Origin of the sequence: Xanthomonas sp. MUS 060 (genome assembly GCF_000963215.1) — a bacterium.
Classification (GTDB): domain Bacteria; phylum Pseudomonadota; class Gammaproteobacteria; order Xanthomonadales; family Xanthomonadaceae; genus Xanthomonas_A.
Genome location: NZ_JZIM01000001.1, coordinates 607,999 through 626,914, shown reverse-complemented (window position 1 = coordinate 626,914; position 18,916 = coordinate 607,999). Strand labels below are relative to the sequence as shown.

At 61.2% G+C, this 18,916-nt stretch carries 12 protein-coding genes and 2 pseudogenes; 11 read left to right on the top strand and 3 right to left on the bottom strand.

All coding sequences use genetic code 11. From position 1 onward, the window contains the following. Positions 1–8 precede the first annotated feature (8 nt). Positions 9–1,028, bottom strand: a pseudogene (locus XANALMUS060_RS02820) (zinc-binding alcohol dehydrogenase family protein); the annotation flags it as partial. A gap of 651 nt (positions 1,029–1,679) precedes the next feature. Here XANALMUS060_RS02820 and XANALMUS060_RS02815 point away from each other — a divergent pair. The 3 genes from XANALMUS060_RS02815 (at position 1,680) to XANALMUS060_RS02805 (ending at position 4,415) form a co-directional block, all read left to right on the top strand. Further along, positions 1,680–2,780, top strand: a complete 1,101-nt coding sequence (locus XANALMUS060_RS02815) for an OmpA family protein (RefSeq protein ID WP_045737014.1) — start codon at positions 1,680–1,682, stop codon at positions 2,778–2,780. A 267-nt stretch (positions 2,781–3,047) separates the two neighbouring features. After that, positions 3,048–3,554: a hypothetical protein gene (locus XANALMUS060_RS02810; protein WP_045726919.1), complete on the top strand. Its 507-nt coding sequence runs from the start codon at positions 3,048–3,050 to the stop codon at positions 3,552–3,554. A gap of 111 nt (positions 3,555–3,665) precedes the next feature. Continuing rightward, positions 3,666–4,415 (top strand): pseudouridine synthase, encoded by a 750-nt coding sequence (locus XANALMUS060_RS02805; protein WP_045726920.1) that lies wholly within the window; start codon positions 3,666–3,668, stop codon positions 4,413–4,415. A gap of 213 nt (positions 4,416–4,628) precedes the next feature. On the opposite strand, the gene kbl is transcribed toward XANALMUS060_RS02805, so the two are convergent. Next, a complete protein-coding gene (kbl, locus tag XANALMUS060_RS02800; RefSeq protein WP_045737013.1) occupies positions 4,629–5,831 on the bottom strand; it encodes a glycine C-acetyltransferase in 1,203 nt (400 codons plus the stop codon). A gap of 316 nt (positions 5,832–6,147) precedes the next feature. Between kbl and XANALMUS060_RS02795 the strand changes: the two genes are divergently transcribed. The 4 genes from XANALMUS060_RS02795 to XANALMUS060_RS02785 all read left to right on the top strand — a co-directional run bounded on the left by XANALMUS060_RS02795 (position 6,148) and on the right by XANALMUS060_RS02785 (position 12,802). Beyond that, complete coding sequence (locus XANALMUS060_RS02795) at positions 6,148–8,982, top strand: RHS repeat domain-containing protein (protein WP_235430305.1); 2,835 nt, start codon at positions 6,148–6,150, stop codon at positions 8,980–8,982. Beyond that, on the top strand, positions 8,979–11,804 hold the full coding sequence (locus tag XANALMUS060_RS18185; protein ID WP_161795371.1) for an Ig-like domain-containing protein: 2,826 nt from the start codon (positions 8,979–8,981) through the stop codon (positions 11,802–11,804). Before XANALMUS060_RS02795 ends, XANALMUS060_RS18185 begins: the two co-directional genes overlap by 4 nt. 8 nt (positions 11,805–11,812) lie before the next feature. After that, positions 11,813–12,139, top strand: coding sequence for a hypothetical protein (locus XANALMUS060_RS19535; protein WP_152640368.1), 327 nt, complete (start codon positions 11,813–11,815; stop codon positions 12,137–12,139). A gap of 414 nt (positions 12,140–12,553) precedes the next feature. Continuing rightward, entirely contained in the window at positions 12,554–12,802 is a 249-nt protein-coding gene (locus XANALMUS060_RS02785; protein WP_045737011.1) for an RHS repeat domain-containing protein, read from the top strand. A gap of 50 nt (positions 12,803–12,852) precedes the next feature. Here XANALMUS060_RS02785 and XANALMUS060_RS02780 read toward each other — a convergent pair. Beyond that, positions 12,853–13,976 (bottom strand): IS3 family transposase gene (locus XANALMUS060_RS02780; RefSeq protein ID WP_152640366.1). Its coding sequence is split into 2 segments (ribosomal slippage): positions 12,853–13,712 and positions 13,712–13,976, totalling 1,125 coding nucleotides; the frame shifts between segments, so codons are not numbered across the junction. Between the two features lie 77 nt (positions 13,977–14,053). On the opposite strand from XANALMUS060_RS02780, the pseudogene XANALMUS060_RS02770 reads away from it, so the two are divergent. The 4 genes and pseudogenes from XANALMUS060_RS02770 to flgL all read left to right on the top strand — a co-directional run. Further along, positions 14,054–14,554: pseudogene (locus tag XANALMUS060_RS02770) on the top strand (flagellar basal body P-ring protein FlgI); the annotation flags it as partial. 1 nt (position 14,555) lies between these two features. Continuing rightward, positions 14,556–15,746: a glucosaminidase domain-containing protein gene (locus XANALMUS060_RS02765; protein ID WP_045737009.1), complete on the top strand. Its 1,191-nt coding sequence runs from the start codon at positions 14,556–14,558 to the stop codon at positions 15,744–15,746. An 11-nt stretch (positions 15,747–15,757) separates the two neighbouring features. Next, positions 15,758–17,632 (top strand): flagellar hook-associated protein FlgK, encoded by a 1,875-nt coding sequence (gene flgK / locus XANALMUS060_RS02760; RefSeq protein ID WP_045737008.1) that lies wholly within the window; start codon positions 15,758–15,760, stop codon positions 17,630–17,632. Further along, positions 17,629–18,834, top strand: a complete 1,206-nt coding sequence (gene flgL, locus XANALMUS060_RS02755) for a flagellar hook-associated protein FlgL (RefSeq protein WP_045737007.1) — start codon at positions 17,629–17,631, stop codon at positions 18,832–18,834. The genes flgK and flgL overlap by 4 nt, the downstream gene beginning before the upstream one ends. Positions 18,835–18,916: the final 82 nt, after the last annotated feature.

The window sequence follows — 18,916 nt, the reverse complement described above, 5'->3', positions numbered from 1 at the left end:
CGCCACTCCCAGCCGGCCAGCGCCAACTTGCCGATGGTGCTCCCCGATTCCAAACGCCGATGTGCTTGACGCAGGTTGGTCGCGTTGATCGGGGTCAGGGTTTCGGTCAGCGTGGTGCGCAACGCACCGGCATCGACCAGGCTGGCCGTGCGCGCCAGAATGCGGTGTTGTTCGATCATGTCCGCCGTGCGAAAGCGTGGGCGCGCGAACATCATTTCCCAATGGATGCCGATGCACTTGGCTTTGTACGGATCGCCGATGTGCAGCGGTCCAGTCGGCTCGACGATCAGCCCGACGTGGCCCTGTGGCGCGATTAGCTCGCCCAACGCCTGCCAATAGCGGTCGGTGTCGGCCAGGTTCAGCGCCGCGTCCACTTGCTCGATGCCCAGCTCCTGCAACTGCGGTGCAAGCGGTTGGCGATGGTCGATCACGTGGTGCGCACCCAGTTGCAGGCACCAATCGCGGGTTTGGGCGCGCGAGGCGGTGGCGATCACATTGAAGCAGGCGTGCCGCGCCAATTGGATCGCGATCGAGCCGACTCCACCAGCGCCGCCGATCACGAGCAGGCATAGGCCGCGATTGCGCGCGTCGTCGAAGTCGAACGGCATGCGTTGGAACAGCAGTTCCCAGACGGTCAGCGTGGTCAGCGGCAGTGCCGCAGCCTGGGCGAAATCCAGCGTGGTCGGTTTGCGCGCGACGATGCGCGCATCGACCAACTGATATTGCGCATTGCTGCCGGCGCGGGTGATGTCGCCAGCGTAGTACACCTCGTCGCCGGGTTCGAAGCCCTCGGCATGTGGGCCGACCGATTCGACCACACCAGCGGCATCGTAGCCCAGCACCTTGGGCTGGGTTTCCAGCAATGGTTTAGGTGCGCGCACCTTGGTGTCCACCGGATTGACCGACACCGCCTCCACCCGGACCAGCAGGTCGAAGCCGGTAGGCGCGGCTGGCATGGGCAGGTCCATGTCTTGCAGTGACTGCGGATCGTCAATCGGCAGGTATCGGGTGAGGGCGACCGCTTTCATTGAAGACTCCTGGGTATTGGGAGAAGGGGGCGATGCCATGGTTCGGGCAGTGGCCGCAGGCAGCAGATTGCGCGCAACGACGCCAGCTTAGGAGACCGACGTCACCACGGGTACGGGGCTGGTCGTCTTTGATCGCTGCATGTGGGCGGGTTGAGCTGCCGACTGACTGTTGGAGATTTTGCCGCAACTATTAAGCCGTGCTCGGCGCCCACGATCAGTTCGCCAACGGGCGTGACACCGGCTTCTCGCGATCATCCCATTGCATGCAAAGGGCTGCCCGCCTGGCGATCAGTAGGGTTGACGGCCCTATTGTCGCTTCCGTCGAAGACAGAACTGGCCAAGCAGCGGCTGTGTCTTGATCCAGAATGGGATATCCATCGTTGTGCGGACCGCTGTCTACCAAGGCAAACGCAAATGTGAAAGTTGCGTTGCATGATTTCATCAAGCTGTATAGGGTGTAGTCGGTGCCATGCGGCAAGCAGTCAGTGGCGTCGGCTTCCACATGTTACGTGCTTGTTAACGCTCTCTTCACCATGCCAAGCATAAGGTGCGCGGCGATGGCATGCGGAAACGGCCGTCTGGATGTGATGAGACATCTGTACTTAACCATGCCTCTATCGTTTTAACTCCCCGAAACAAGGAGCTGTATTAATGAACAAGAAAATTCTCACCGCCGCGTTGTTGGGCGGTCTGGCCGTCGCCCAGGCAGCATCCGCTCAGGAATTCGACGACCGCTGGTACCTGACCGGTGCGGCTGGTTTCAATTTCCAGGACGAACATCGCCATACCAATGATGCCCCGTTCGTCACCCTTGGTCTGGGCAAGTTCATCAACCCGAACTGGTCGCTGGACGGTGAACTGAACTATCAGAACCCGAACTTCAAGGCCAACGAAGACCTGAACTGGAGCCAGTACGGCGTCTCCGTCGACCTGCGTCGCCACTTCATCCAGGAAGGCCGTGGTTGGAACCCGTACGTGCTGTTCGGCGCGGGCTACCAGCGCGCTGAAGAATCGTTCGATACCGGCGGTCCCATCTCCCCCGGCAAGCGCAAGGACGGCAACTTTGCCGCCAAGGTCGGCGCCGGCCTGCAGACCACCTTCGACAAGCACATTGCGGTGCGCGCCGAAGTGGCCTACCGCGCTGACTTCGACGACAAGAGCGTCGCGGCTCCGTCCCGTAACTGGTTCGGCGACACGCTGGCCTCGGTTGGCGTGGTGATCCCGCTTGGGCCTGCCCCGTCCGCCCCGGTCCCGCCGCCGCCGCCGCCGCCGGTCGCTCCGAGCTGCGCGGATAAGGATGACGACGGTGACGGCGTCAACAACTGCGACGACAAGTGCCCTGACTCCAAGCCGGGTCAGACCGTTGGTCCGGACGGTTGCCCGGTGCCGGTGTCGATCGACCTGAAGGGTGTCAACTTCGACTTCAACAAGTCGACTCTGCGTCCGGATGCTATCGCGATCCTGAGCGAGGCCACTGAGATCCTGAAGCGTTACCCCGACCTGAAGGTCGAGGTTGCCGGTCACACCGACTCCATCGGTAGCGACAAGTACAACCAGAAGCTGTCCGAGCGTCGCGCCCGCGTCGTGTACGACTACCTGGTGAAGAACGGCGTTGACGCTTCGCGTCTGATCGGACCGATTGGCTACGGCAAGACCCGCCCGATCGCGCCGAACACCAACCCGGATGGTTCGGACAATCCGGAAGGTCGCGCCAAGAACCGTCGTACCGAGCTGAACGTCCAGAACAACTGATCGGACGCTTCACGTCTCAAGCAAAGCCCGGCCTCGCGCCGGGCTTTGTGTTTGTGTGTGGTCGCCGGATCGAAGAGGTCGCCTCTGCGCTATTGGTGCGCAGACAAACAATACGTCTGCTACCGGACCGTTGTGATCTGGATCTCTTGCGCGTTGCATTTTTTCATCCTTCCCAATTATTTAGCCGATGTAGTGCCGGTATTGATTGAAACTCTGCCGTGGCCTGCCTACACTCGTTGCGTCGTCTCGCCCGAGTGGAAAAAACCGATGCTGCGTATCGTGATGGCTAGTCTGATTGGTCTGGCCCTGGTTCCTGTTGCCCATGCCGCGCCGGATTGCTCCGGCGATCTCCTGCCCAAGCCGCTGGCGTTACCGGCCACGGTTGCAGCGCCGGTGGCCACCGAGTTGTTCAGCCGCGATGTGCAGCTGGGGATGCCCAGCGGGGTGCTGACGCAGTCCTACAGCAGCGATCAGTCGCTGGATCGGGTGCTGCTGCGCCTGCGTGCGGAGAGCTGTCAGAGCGTGGCGAAAGCGATTCCTCCCGGTGGTGCGGTCAATCCGAATGATCCGTCGGCCTACAAGCCGAAGACGGCGTTCGACAACACGCCGTGGCGCTTCGACATGAGTCAGAACGGAAAACGTATGACCGCCGATGAATTCGATGCGTGGATGAAGGCGCGTGGCGTGCATGTGATCAAGGCCCGTCCGGCCGCCGCCCCGGCCGCTGCGGCTGCTGCGCCGGTACCGGTACCAGCACCGGTCGAGGCCAAGTAAGCCCGGCGCGGGTTCGTCTGCGGTCCGGTCGCTGCCCGCGCCCATCCGATGGTGCGAGAGTTGAAACCGCCGCGTTCAAGCCGGTCGCGGGCGCTGACGTCGACGGCGGCGATGCCTCCCGTTGTGGTGGCTGGGCCACGGCATGGTCTAGCGCGCACGCTGTCCAAGTTGGGGCTGTGCTCGCGGACCGAGGCGGTGCGTTGGATTGCCGCCGGTCGCGTTGCGGTCGATGGGCGGGTTGTCACCGACCCTGAATTCCCGATCTTGCGTGGCCGGCATCGCCTTGCCTTGGATGGTGCGCCGCTATCGGCGAGCGAACGCTTGTACCTGATGCTCAACAAGCCGCGTGGGCTTGTGACCACCGCGCAAGACGAGCGTGGCCGCGAGACCGTCTACCGCTGTTTCGATGGTGCCGGCTTGCCATGGCTAGCGCCGGTCGGTCGTCTGGACAAGGCCAGCGAAGGCTTATTGCTCTTCACCAACGATCCGCAATGGGCGGCGCGCGTCACCGATCCGGGAAGTGGTCCGGACAAGACCTACCACGTGCAGGTGGATGTACTGCCGGATGCGGCACTGTTGCAGCGCATGTGTGCGGGCGTTGTCGCCGATGGCGAAGTGCTACGTGCCAAGCAGGTGCGTCTGCTGCGCCAGGGCGAGCGCCACGCCTGGCTGGAGGTGGTGCTGGACGAAGGGCGTAACCGGCAGATCCGGCGCCTGCTCGCCGCCCTGGGTGTGGACGTCGTGCGTCTGGTGCGGGTGGCGATCGGCACGCTGGCGCTGGGCGAACTGAGCAAGGGTGCATGGCGCACACTCAGTGCGGCCGAAGTCAGCGCGTTGGCAGTGACGGACGTGAGCGCGTAAGCCACGCGCTGAATCGCATGGCCAGGAGATCGCCGAAATCGGGGTGCAGCCTGGTCGGGCGATTGAGTCGGGCGAGGTAGGCTCTACACATCGTCGCTTGCCTGCGCAGCGTGTACCCCTTAGCCATCATCCATGCGGTTCTCTGCCGAGGTGTCGCCAGAATCTCTGGCGTGCGTGGCGAGCAAGTACGCTTGGCGTGGCACATGAGGCATGTCAGGTGCCAATGACGTTCAACTCGCGACCGATCCGAGTGAACGCATCGATTGCCTGATCCAGGTGCGCGCGGGTATGCGCGGCGCTGATCTGAGTGCGGATGCGCGCCTGCCCCTTGGGAACGACAGGGAAGAAGAAACCGATTGCGTAGATGCCTTCTTCCAGCAGGCGCTCGGCAAAGCGCTGTGCCAGCGGCGCGTCGTACAGCATCACCGGGCAGATCGGGTGAGTGCCGGGCTTGATGTCGAAACCGGCGGCGGCCATGCGCGCACGGAAGTAGGCGGTGTTCTCGACCAGACGTTCGCGCAGATCGTCGGCTGCGTCCAGCATTTCGAATGCTTTGATGCCGGCAGCCACCACGTGCGGCGGTAGTGAATTGGAGAACAGGTATGGCCGCGAGCGTTGGCGCAAGAGTTCGATCACCTCGGCTCGGCCGGTCGTGAACCCGCCGAGCGCCCCGCCCATGGCCTTGCCCAGAGTGCCGGTGAACAGGTCGATCCTGTCCAGCACGCCCTTGACCTCGGCCGAGCCGCGGCCACTGGATCCGAGGAAGCCGGTTGCGTGGCACTCGTCGATATGTACCAGCGCGTTGTACTGTTTGGCGAGTGCGGTGATCTCGTCCAACGGGGCGATGAAGCCGTCCATCGAGAACACCCCGTCGCTGGTGATCAGCTTGGTCTTGCAGCCGGCTGCATCGGCGGCTTGCAATTGCGCTTCCAGCTCGGCCATGTCGCAGTTGGCGTAGCGGAAGCGTTTTGCCTTGCACAGGCGCACGCCATCGATAATCGAAGCATGGTTGAGCGCGTCGGAGATGATCGCGTCGTGTTCGCCCAGCAGCGGTTCGAACAGGCCGCCGTTGGCGTCGAAGCAGGCGGCGTAGAGGATCGTATCCTCGGTGCCGAAGAACGCGGCGATCTGCGCCTCCAGCCGCTTATGCAGATCCTGGGTGCCGCAGATGAAGCGCACCGAGGCCATGCCGAAGCCGTGGGTGTCCAGCGCGTCCTTGGCGGCAGCGATCAGTGCGGGATGATCGGCTAGGCCCAGATAGTTGTTGGCGCAGAAATTCAGCACGCGGCGGCCGTCGGCCAGCGCAATCTCGGCCGCTTGCGGGCCGACGATGATGCGTTCTGACTTGAACAGCCCCTGCGCGCGGATCGCGTCCAGTTCGTCGGCGTAGTGCTGGGTGAGACGGGAGTCGGTCATGACGGGCACGCACGGCGGAAGATCCGCCGATTTTACCGTGGCGATGCTTTCAAGGAGAGGGTGTCGGGCTGACGACGTGTGGTCCCGACGTGACCCACCCCCGGAAAACGTCGGTCGAGAGCAGCGCGTTTATTTAGATTGACTGACACAGCGTCGCAACTCACTTTTTGGTGTGTGCGGACAGCGCGCCGTAACGGCATTAGAGGTTGCATGAGGATTCTGAGCACTGACCGCGCCCGTCCGGCGACGACGCAGTCGTTTTGTTGGCTACTTTAATTCGTTCGTGAGCCACGCTCGGTGATGCTGCAGGCACCTCTTGCTTGCGTTAGAAAATTGTGCAAGCCTGTCACTCGCAGGACGCCGCAATATCAGACTGCATTACAAAATCGACAGGGAGCTGGTTGATATGGAAGATTCATATGGCAGTCGTGCGGCGTGCAGTGCGCGCGTGGCACTTTTGGCAGGCGTGGCCTGTTGCGCGCTTGCTGATGTGGGCCAGGCGCAGAACGCCATCGAGCCCTATGTGGAGTACGCGAAGCTCGTCAGGGCGACGGAGCAGACTGCTCCGCTGGACGGAGGATTGGCGGGCGATAGCGTCAGTCTGTTCGACGGTCAGACCTCGTTTCGTAACGTCGATATCCAGCTCAAGGGCAATGATGCATTGCCGGTCGAACTGGCGCGCCGGCTCATCATCAAACCCAGGCCGCTGGGTGACTTTTCCAAGGAGTACGCTGGCCTCGGCAACTGGGACATCGACGTGCCTTACATCAGCGGTACGTTTGATGTGGCCTACAAATGGAATACGGATTCGCTCAATCGGCCGAAAGCACGTTGCTCGGCGGTGTTCTATCCAACTGTTCGTTCCGGACTGAATCTCCACGACGTCTGGCACGGCAATACCGTGCATCTGCCAGGCCGCGGCGATCACGAAATGCTGGTGCTCGATGATTCGCCGTTGGCTCCCTCCGACGGGCAGTCGCATCTATGGACCACATCGGCGCTGGACGCATTCGCCTGCAAGGGTTCGACGGCGAACGGGTATGCGGGCGAAGGTTTCGTCATGACCACCGCGGCTGGAATCAAATACACCTTCGATGTCGCCATAGAACGTAGTGCCGGCGCAATCGAAAAGGGTGACGCTCGCTTCCCGCGCATCACGGTCTACTTGCTGGCCAGCCGGATCGAGGATCGATTCGGCAACTACGTGAATTACAGCTACAACGGTAACGGTCATCCGCTTTCTATCGTGGCGAGCGATGGGCGCGCGATTTCGCTGACCTACGCTGGCGAACTCCTGACCAGTGCGTCGGTCAACGGCAGAACCTGGACATACCAATACAACGACAATGCCGAACTCGTCACCGTGCTGCAGCCGGATCAGTCGCGCTGGCAGTACCGCTACGGAGGTGATCGACTCGTTACGTATCCAGCGTGGGATGCCGCCATCGGACCCAATTGCGGTGGGCCGGACGTGGCAGACGGGCAGTACTCGGTCACAGTGACACACCCATCATCTGCGATAGCGACTTTTTCGTTCGTCCATGCACGGCACTATCGTAGCGGCGTGCGTCTCAGTAATTGCCAGCCGCTCCCACCGGGTCCAGAAGGGGACGTCAATTATCAGCTCCTGCTCTCCAATTTCCACGACGTTTTCAGTCTTGCTTCTAAAACCATCAGTGGTCCAGGCATCGCACAAGCGATGACCTGGAAGTACGGCTACGCACAAATATATTATCCGCTTTGGGGGACGCGGCAGCCGGTGGCGGGTATCTGCCCGGCCGATACCTGCCCAAGGTCGAAGACGGTTTCGGTCCTGCAACCAGACGGCCATTATGAAACCTACGAATTTGGTGTGCTTTGGGGGCTCAATGAGGGCCGTCTGCTTGCGGTGAGGACACTTGCCGCCGACGGAAAGACTGTCCTGCGCGAGGAGCGCAGCGACTTCCTCGGAGAGGATGAGGTGGCGGGGCATGCGTTTCCTAGCAAGTACGGCACCATGTTGGGGGGCGACGAACCCTCTGCTGCATATGTTCGGCCGCTGGTTCGGAAAACCATCGTGCAGGATGGCGTGTCCTTCGTGTGGCGTGTCGCTACCGGGTGCGGTAGCGGTCCTTATTGCCTGGATCGATTCGCACGTTCCACCCGGGTGGAACGGAGCAGCTCGCTGGGCTACAGCAGGAGCGAAGACACCGCGTATTACGATCAGACCAACACCTGGGTTCTGGGCAAGACGGCGTCGGTCACGCAGACAGCGCCGCGCCGCGTTTCGATCTACAGCGCGTCCTACAGCACAAACGCCTTGCCTTCGGAGGAATACGTTTTCGGTGCGTTGAAGCACACCCTGCTCTGGAATCCGGACGGTAACTTGGCGTCGTTCACCGATGCCAACGGTGCCACGACGCGTTTGTCGAATTGGAAGCGCGGTGTGCCGCAACGGATCCAGCATCCTGCGACCGCCGACGAACCGGACGGCACACTGGAAACGGCCAGCGTCGACGACAACGGTTGGATCCGCGCATCGACCGATGCCAACGGCGGCACCAGTACGTTTGACTACGACGCGATGGGGCGGATGACCCTACGGACCTATCAGGACACCGATAGCGTCGCGTGGAACACCACCAGTCAGATTCTGGAGCAAGTGACGAACGATGAATTCGGCATTGCCGCTGGACACTGGCGACAGACCGTCAGCACCGGCAATCGCCGCATGCAGACCTATCTGGATGCAATGTGGCGACCATTATTGACGCTTGAGTACGATGCGTCTGATCAAGCAAGCACACAACGCTTCCAACGTTCCGGCTACGACACCGCCGGCAGAACGGTGTTCACCTCCTATCCGTCTGGCGCCAGCGATGCGACCAGCGGAACATGGACCGAGTACGACGCACTCGGCCGTCCGCTCTCGGTTTCGCAGGATTCGGAACTGGGCCTATTGGTGACGCGCACCGTGTATCTGGATGGGTTCAAACGGCAGACCACCGACCCCAAGGGCCGGCAGCAGACGACCGAATGGTTCCAGGCCTATGATGCCCCCAGCTATGACCTGCCGGTGCGTGTCGACCAGCCGGAAGGCGTCTCCACCAGCATCGCTAGAGACGAGTTTGGCAAGCCCAGCGAAATCAATCGTGGAGGGCCTGCGCGATGAGTCAGCTATTTCGAAGCATTGCCTGCATACGCGTGTGCGTTGGAGCTGGCCGTTGGCTTGGGATATTGCTGGGGCTAGTAGTAGCTCCAGCCTCGGCGCAAACCTATATCAGCATGGAGTCGCCGGAGAACAACAAAAGTTATACCGCACCGGCATCGGTTACTGTCGTTGCCGAAGCGCTGGACATCGTCCCCGTCGGCGACGTCACCCTGTACCAGAACGGCGCAGTGATCGCGCGCAGTTCCGGTACTGGGCAGATTTCCAAGACCGTCTCCAATCTTGGGCCAGGGGATTATCAATTCCGTGCCAGCGCTGTCCGCAGCGACAAGCGCACCACACAGACGACACCGGTGCGGACTATTCATGTCGTGGCTCCCGGCAACCTACCTCCTACCGTACAACTGCGTCAGCCGACTGGTGCCCCCTTCATCGGTCCGGCGACCGTCGGGCTGAGCGCAGATGCCAGTGACCCCGACGGTACCGTGGTGCGCGTGGAGTACTTCGTCAACGGCCAATCGGTGGGCGCCTCGGCCTCGTCGCCGTATGCGGTGACGTGGGGCAACGTTGCGGCAGGGACGTACAGCGTGACCGCCGTGGCGACCGACAACAACGGCAAGACCGGCAATTCGTCGGCGATGTCGCTCTCCATCGCGCAATCGGTCATCCACGGCTGGATCGACGGACCCGTGGGGCGCGGTGACGGCAGCTATGTGGTCGGTGGCTGGGCATGCTCAAGCGGCTGGCAGCAGCCAATCGACGTGCATATGTACGTCGGAGGCCCCGCTGGAACCGGCACGTTTGCCGGCGCGATCACCGCCAATCTGGCGAGCGAGCCTGCGGTTGCCTCGGTCTGCCAAACGAGCGGGACGGCCTATCGCTTTTTCATTCCCATCAGCGATGCGGTCAGGGCCTCGCACCCTGACCAGCCGATCTATATTCATGGCCTCTCGCCGGTCGGTGGTCCGAACGATTTGCTGGGCAACTCGGGTAAGTTCACGGTCCCGCGGATGCCGCCGCCGCTGTCGCAGTCACGCCGCTACGTGTACGACGCGCAGCAACGCTTATGCAAGACCATCGAGCCTGAAACGGGGGCGACCGTGCTGGGCTACGACGATGCCGGTCAGGTCATCTGGTCGGCCGCGGGGTTGAACTTGCCCGACGCCACCACCTGCGATCGCGATGTGGCCTACAGCAGTGGGCGTCGCGTGGATCGCAGCTACGACGCACAGGGGCGGCTGAAGCAGCTACGGTTTCCCGACCGCAACGGCGACCAGGACTGGCAGTACGCGGCGGATGGTCTTCCGGTGCAGGTGGCGACCCTCAACAACGCCGGCGCTAACCAGGTGGTCAATCGCTACACCTACAACAAGCGGCGTTTGTTGACCGGCGAGTCGATCGAACAGTCCGGCTGGTACAACTGGGCAGTGGGATACGGCTACGACGCCAATGGACAGCTTGCCAGCCAGACTTATCCGAGCGGGTTGAGCGTGACCTATGCGCCCAATGCCCTGGGGCAAGCGACGGCGGTGCGCGATACCGCGGGCGTCACCTACGCCAGTGGATTGCACTACGCGCCGAACGGTGCGCTGCAGCAATTCGTCTATGGCAACGGCGTGCTGCACACGCTGGAGTTGAACGCGCGGCAGATGCCGCTGCGTGTGCGCGATGCCAATGTCAGCGCCTACGAATATCGGTACGACGAAGTCGGCAATGTCACCGCGATCTACGACCAGCAACAAGGCGACAACTTCAACCGCACAATGAGCTACGACGGGTTGAACCGCTTGACGGCGGCGACCTCGCCCAGCTTCGGCGGTGGACAGACCTACCGTTATACCTACGATGGGCTGGACAACATGACCTCGGCCAAGCTGGCCGGTGTCCGCCAGCACAACTACTGGTACGACGCCAACCAGCGGTTGACCAATGTACTGGACGACAGCGGCGCGACGATCATCGGGCTCACCTACGACCTGCAAGGTAACCTGCAGCAGAAGAACACCCAGGTCTATGCGTTCGACTACGGCAACCGGTTGCGCGAGGTGCAGGGCCAGGAGAACTACCGCTACGACGCGCAGGGCCTGCGGGTGAACGCACTGGACGGGTCAGGCACCAGGTTGAACGCGTTCTACGACAAGGCCGGGCAGTTGTTGCACGAGGAGCGTCGGGGTCGTGGGGTGGCGGAGTACGTGTACCTTGCCGGCAGCCTGCTGGCCACGCGCCTCGACGGCGTGGTGACCTATCAGCACACCGACGCGCTGGGCAGTCCAGTGGCGACGACCGATGGGGCCGGGCAGGTGGTGGACCGCACCCAGTACGAACCGTATGGCGCGGCGATCGGCAAGAGCGTGGACGGAATCGGGTATACCGGGCATGTGATGGATGCCGGCACGGGGCTGGTGTACATGCAGCAGCGGTATTACGATCCGGTCATTCCGCGGTTCTTGTCGGTTGATCCGGTGACTGCGGATTCGGTGAGCGGGGCGAATTTCAATCGATATTGGTACGCCTCCAACAACCCTTACCGGTTCACCGATCCGGATGGGCGCTGCACCGGCTCAAGAATTACAAATACTGACAACACTTGCGCTTCAACGGGGGAGTTCACAACGCAGGCGAAATCAGCACAATCAGTAGGAGTTCGCTCTGTCTCATCAATTTTTTCCCATTCCTCTGTTTCGTCTCCAGATGCGGCAGCACCTCCAGTTCCAAGTCAGATGCCTGGGCAGACCACGGCCGCCGCGCGTCGGTTTCTACGGTCGTCCGTAGGTGGAGCGGTGGGAAGAGAGGCTGTTCGTAGGAATCAGAAAATATCAACCTGATTCAGATATTGCCTGAATCTGGATTTCAGCCTTCATTTTCAGCAGGGTATGACGCATCACAGGGCGGAAACTATGTTTCTTATAGTCTTGATGTATCAGGTTATAAGAAAAACTTAGGAAACCCTGCGGAGTTGAGAGGCGTGGGGCTGGATACCTTGCTTGCTCATGAGATTGGACATACGCCTATAGGCGCAGCGGCTTTGGGATATGAAAATCGTCCATTCGACTCATCAAAGGCCGGAGAAATTAATGTAGTAAGATACCTTGAAAATCCCTATCGACACGAAATAGGGTTACCGATGCGAGAGAGTTACAGCGGCATCCCTATTCCTTGAGGAAGCTTGGTCATGGTTAGATCAATATTAATGATGCTTGCTTTGGGCTCCTGTCAATCAGAAAAATTGATGCCTTCTAGTGCGTTCGTTTCTAATTTTGATATTGTCTTGAATAGCGGGCCGGGAGGCCGATTTCCATCGGGGGGCTGCATGAAGTTAGCGGTGCGCCTTGATGATCATGGATTTCCCAATCAGGTGATTGTTATTCGATCGTCTCTGCAATATTCGATTGATCGGGCTGTATTGAAGGAGCTGCATGCTTATCACTTTGACGCGACAGGGCTGGCAACAGGAAAGGAGTGGCAAGTATTTTTCAGTTGGTCTGAGGATGGTCGGAGAACAAGATTATCTAACAAGTGTGAAAATTTTTAATAATTGCTTATTCGAAAAATTGGGTTAGATGGGACTGCGTGCGTGGCCGCGACCCAGGTGGTCAATCGCTACACCTACAACAAGCGGCGTTTGCTGACCGGGGAGTCGATCGAACAGTCCGGCTGGTACAACTGGGCAGTGGGATACGGCTACGACGCCAATGGACAGCTTGCCAGCCAGACCTATCCGAGCGGGTTGAGCGTGACCTATGCGCCCAATGCCCTGGGGCAAGCGTCGGCGGTGCGCGATACCGCGGGCGTCACCTACGCCAGTGTGACCTGCCCCCACTAAACCGTACCAGTTGAAGCTGTAAAGTCCGTCATCCTGACCTCCTCCCCGCGTTAGGCCCTCGCAGAACTGGAAAATTCGGCTTTGGGTGGGGAAGTGAATTGGGCGGCAAACTCGGCCGGCGGGACGTCGCCGATCGAGGAATGCGTCCGGAAATGATTGTAATCGACCCTCCAGTTTTCGATCTTCTGGCGGGCGTCATCGAGCGACAGGAACCAATGCGTGTTGAGGCACTCATCCCGGAAGCTGCCATTAAACGACTCGATGAACGGGTTGTCGGTCGGTTTTCCGGGCCGGGAATAATCCATGACCACGCCGTTGTCGTAGGCCCAGCGGTCCATCACCATCGAAATAAACTCGCTCCCATTGTCGGTCTGGATGCGCTGCGGCAGATCGCGTTGGTGACGCAAGCGTTCCATCACAGCCACCACGTCTTCGCCTTTGAGGTTCTGATTCACTTCGATGACCAAGCTCTCCTTGGTGAAGTTGTCCACGACAGTCAGGGCCCGGAAGCGGCGCCCGTCGAACAAGGCGTCAGCAACAAAGTCCATGCTCCAAACCTGATTGGGGCCGGTCAGCACCGTGCGTTCCAGGCGATGTGCCGCAGCCTTGCGTCTGCGTGGACGTTTGCGCCGCAGGTTAAGGCCAGCTTGGCAGTACAGCCGATACACACGCTTGTGGTTGGCTGTCCAGCCTTCCCGGCGCAAAAGAACGAAAATCCGCCAGAAACCATAGCGGACCCGGACGGCCGCAATCTCTTCGATCCGTCGAAGCAGTGGCGCATCATCATTATCCCGAGGCTGGTAATACCAAGCCGATCGACTCTGCTTGACGACCGCGCAGGCTCGACGAACCCCAACGCGATACCGGTCGACCAGATGGCCCACGAGCGTCTTGCGCTGCGTGGGCCTCAAAGCTTTTTTGACAGCACGTCCTGCAACATCACCTTGTCCAGGCTCAGATCGGCCACTAGCTGCTTGAGCTTGCGGTTCTCTTCCTCAAGCTGGCGTAGCCGGCGCAGTTCGGCCACGCCGAGCCCGCCAAACTTCTTGCGCCACGCATAGAACGTGGCCTGGCTAATGCCCATCTTGCGGCAGATCTCCTCGACCGTCGTGCCAGTCTCGGCCTGTCTCAGGGCGAACGCGATCTGCTCTTCGGTGAACTTTGACTTCTTCATGGCGACGGGCCTCCTTAGGCCTAAGTGTCGCCGAATTTTCTGGTTCTGGCCGGCCCAAATTATAGGGGGGAGGTCAGCGGATGGTCGCGGCGCTGGAAAATACCTTCGGCCCCGGCAGCGCACACGCGGTGGACGGCTCCACCGTGGCAGTACGCTCGCCCACCGATCAAAGCGCAAGGATCGGCCTGCTGGCGCGGATCGAAAACGTGGAGCTATCGCCCGGTTCGGCGCCGGCCAAGGTCGTCGTCAACGCGCGCACAGGCACCGTGGTGATCGGCTCTCAAGTACGGGTCAGCCCGGCGGCGATCTCGCACGGCTCGCTGACCGTCACCATTAGCGAAGGCACGGAAGTCAGCCAACCAAACGCGCTGAGCAATGGCCAGACCGTGGCGGTACCGAAGTCGACCATCACCGCAACCAACGAAGGCAGCCGCATGTTCAAGTTCGAGGGCGGCACCTCGCTTGATCAAATCGTGCGCGCAGTCAACGAAGTCGGCGCCGCGCCAGGCGATTTAATTGCAATTCTTGAAGCGCTCAAGCAGGCCGGTGCCCTGAGTGCGGAGCTGGAGGTGATCTGACATGCGCATTTCGGCCTCTCCCCTCGACCTGCACGCGAGCACCCAGAACGATCCCGCCAAGATCGACAAGGTGTCGCGCCAGCTGGAAGGACAGTTTGCGAACATGCTGGTCAAGAGCATGCGCGACGCCAGTTTCGGCGATTCCCTGTTTCCGGGCGAGAACCAGACCTTTCGCGACATGTACGACAAGCAGTTGGCGAAAGGCTTGACCGACGGTAAAGGGCTGGGCCTGTCTGCACTGATCGCCAAACAACTCGGTGGCGGCCAACCTAGCGCAGCGCCGGCCACCAATACCGCGCTCGGCGCGGCCAAAGCGGCAAAGGCTTATTCGCTGGTATCGGACCAGGGCAGCCGCGCCATTCCCCTCGCCGCAGCGGCCGATGGGGCTGAAAGCGCTCCGTTGAGCGGCATGGAGGTGGCGGGAACACCACGGCACCAGGTCGAACAAGTGCTGGACATGATCGCCGGTCGCACCAGCAACGCCCAGCAGCAGTCGCCCGGCGTCAACCAGCTCGATGGCAGTGCCGGCCTGTCCTGGGATAGCACCGATGATCGCTGGTCGAACGTCCAGAAGCCTGCCGATAGCGCCACCGTGATCGATCCAAGCGCCGCCGCCGCGGCCAACGCAGCGGCGGCAAGCCTCGGCGAGCGCACGCCGGAAGGTTTCGTCGCCAAAATCTGGAACCATGCGCAAAAAGCCGCGCACGAGCTGGGAGTGGATGCGCGGGCACTGGTCGCGCAGGCTGCACTGGAAACCGGTTGGGGTCGCCATGGCATGGCGCACAACAACAGCCCCAGTTCGAACAACATGTTCGGGATCAAAGCCACCGGCTGGAGTGGAGACCGCATCACCGCCAAGACTCACGAGTATGTCGACGGGGTCAAGCAGTCGCAGACCGCGGACTTCCGCGCCTATGCGTCCCCGGCAGACAGCTTCGCCGACTACGTGCAAATGTTGAAGACCAACCCGCGCTACCAACAGGCGTTGAAGGCTGGCACCGACATCCGTGGTTTCGCACAGGGCCTGCAACGCGCCGGTTATGCCACCGATCCGTCCTACGCGTCCAAGATCGCCGCCATCGCAGCAGGGCCGATCATCGGCCGCGCTGTCGCGGCGATCGGCAACGCGGCAGCCAACGGCATTGGCATGATCGCCAGCAGTGTCGATCCCTCCAGCATCATGCGACGCTGAGGTAGCCATCCATGTCCGTCATGTCCACCGGTACCGGCGCCCTGCTCGCTTTCCAGCGCGCACTGCAAACCGTCAGTCACAATGTCGCCAACGCCAATACCGATGGCTATAGCCGGCAACGCACCAGCTTTGCCACCAACGTGCCGAATCAGTTCGGCAATTACTACGTCGGCAATGGCACCCATATCAGCGATATCTCGCGCGTTGCCGACCAGTTGGCGATCTCGCGCCTGTTCGACAGTACCGGCGAGGCAGCCCGGCTGAAGCAGTTGTCGGACATGTCCAGTCGCGTCGATAGCGTGTTTTCCGACAAGGCCACCGGCATCGCCGGGCCGTTGTCGAACTTCTTCGACGCCACCAGCAGTTTGTCCTCCAGCGCCCCCACCACCGCCAACCGGCAGAGTCTGCTGGACAGTGGCAATGCGCTGGTCACCCGGTTCAAGCAACTCAACGGCCAGATCGACTCGCTCAACAACGAAGTCAACGGTGGGTTGGTGTCGGGTACCACCGAAGCCAACAACCTGGCCACCGAGATCGCCAAGATCAACGGCCAGATCGGCAGCAATGCCACCGATGCCCCACCGGATCTGCTGGATCACCGCGATCAGTTAATCAGCCAACTGGTCAGCTATACCGGCGGCAGTGTGGTCCAGCAAGACGGCGGGGCGATGAACGTCTACACCGCTGGCGGCCAGGCGATGGTGGTCGGGACCACCGCGTCGGTCCTGGTCACGACACAGGATCCCTACCAACCGCAGCGGCTGCAGATCGCGCTGAAGACGCCAGGCGGCTCGACCCCGCTGAGCAGCCAGGCGCTCGGCGGACAGATCGGTGGCTACCTGGAATTCCGCAGTTCGGTGCTGGATCCGACCACGGCCGAGTTGGGCCGCATCGCCACCGGTCTGGCCAGCAGTTACAACCAGCAGCACAAAGCCGGCATGGACCTATACGGCCAGATGGGCGGCAATTTCTTCAACCTGCCACCACCGACCGTCAACGGCAACAGCGCCAACACCGGCAATGCGGCGTTCACCACCAACGTCAGCGATGTGAGCAAGCTCGACGGGCAGAATCTACTGCTCACCTATAACGGCAGTACTTGGAGCGCCAGCCGCGCCGATACGGGGGCCAGTGTCGCCATGACCGGCAGCGGCACGGGCGCCGATCCGTTCATGGTGAATGGCGTGTCCCTGCAGGTCTCAGGTACCGCCGCAGCCGGGGACAAATTCCTGGTGCAGCCCACCGCCAGCGTCATCAACAACTTGTCCGTCGCCATCACCGATCCGTCGCGGATCGCGGCGGCCACGCCGATCAAGGCCACGGTCAGCTTGAACAACCAGGGAACCGGTATCGTCAGCAAGGTGCAGGCGGTGGATGCAACCAACGCCAACCTGTTGACACCGTCCAACATCGCGTTCGTCGATGCCACCCATTACACCATCGATGGGACCGGGCCATTTGCCTATACCGCCGGGCAGACCATCAGCGCCAACGGCTGGAGCCTGACGCTGGACGGCAAACCCTCCCCAGGCGACAGCTTCGCGGTCAGCTCCACTGGCCCAGGCTCCAGCGACAACGGCAACGCCCAATTGCTCTCGCACTTGGACAACGCCAAGGCGTTCAATAGCGGCACCATCACCCTCAACGGCGCGGTTGCAGGACTGAGCACCACCATCGGTTCGGCAGCACGTCAGGCGCAATATTCATCCGATGCGCAGAATGTGATCCAGAGTAATGCGAAGGATGCACGCGATTCGCTTTCCGGAGTCAATCTCGACGAGGAAGCGGCCAACATGCTCCAGCTGCAACAGGCCTATGAAGCGGCCTCGCATATCATTTCCACTGCGGACACGATGTTTCAATCTATTTTGAGTGCGATCCGATGAGTACGCGCATCTCCAGCGGCATGATCTTCAACCAGTCGCTCAACACCATGATCGACAAACAGGCCAAGATCGCGCACCTGCAGACGCAGTTGTCCACCGGACAGCGCCTGGTCACCGCCGCCGACGACCCGGTCGCCTTTGGCACCGCGGTCACCATGGATCGCGCGGACGCCGCGCTGGCCCAGTTCGGCCAGAACGCCAACATCGTGCAGAACCGACTCAACCTGCAGGAGAACACGCTATCTCAGGCCGGGAGCCTGATGGCGCGAGTCAACGATCTGACCGTGCAGGCCAACAGCGGCGCCCTGAACACCTCCGACCGCAAGGCGATCGCCTCGGAACTCAAGACACTGCACGACAGCCTGCTCAGCCTGTCCAACAGCACCGATGGATCCGGTCGCTACCTGTTCGGTGGCACAGCAGACGGCAATCCACCGTTTTCCATGGTGAACGGTCAGGCTGTCTACAATGGCAATCAAACCCAGCGCACCGTGGAAGTGGCGCCGGACACCAAGGTCAGCGACACCCTGCCCGGCAGCGAGATCTTCATGCGCATCCGTACCGGCGACGGCACCGTCGATGCGCACGCCGCCGCCAACAACACCGGTACCGGGCTGCTGCTGGACTTCAGTCGCGACGGCAGTAGTCCAGGCTGGAACGGGAGCAGCTATAGCGTCGTATTCACCGACCCCACCACCTACCAGGTGAAAGACAGCAGCGGTACCGTGATCAATAGCGGCACCTATACAGCCGGCGAAACCCTCAACTTTGCCGGCCTGAACATGCACCTGGACGGCGCACCCGCCGCTGGCGACAGTTTCCAGATCGGCGCATCGACCAACAAAGATGTGTTTTCCACCATCGATGACCTGGTCAACACGCTGAACACCGATCCGGTCACAGCGTCCGGCAAGGCAGCGTTGCAGAACGCACTGCAATCGTCGATGCGCGACATCAGTCAGGTTACCTCGAAGATGAGCGATGCACGCGCTTCTGGCGGCGCACAGCTGGCGGCAATCGACAATGCGGGCGATCTACGCTCTGCCAACGATGTCTCGTTGAAAACCTCACTGTCCTCGGTACGCGACCTGGACTACGCCGACGCCATCTCCAAGTACCAGTTGGAACAATCGGCGCTGAAAGCGGCGCAGACCATCTTCACCCAGATGCAGTCGATGTCGCTGTTCAGTATGATCCGCTGAAGCACGCCCATCATCCTGGTATTACACACATCCTCGCCAACGGCTCGGCAAGGGTGACGTTAACAGAGGATGGGACAAACAC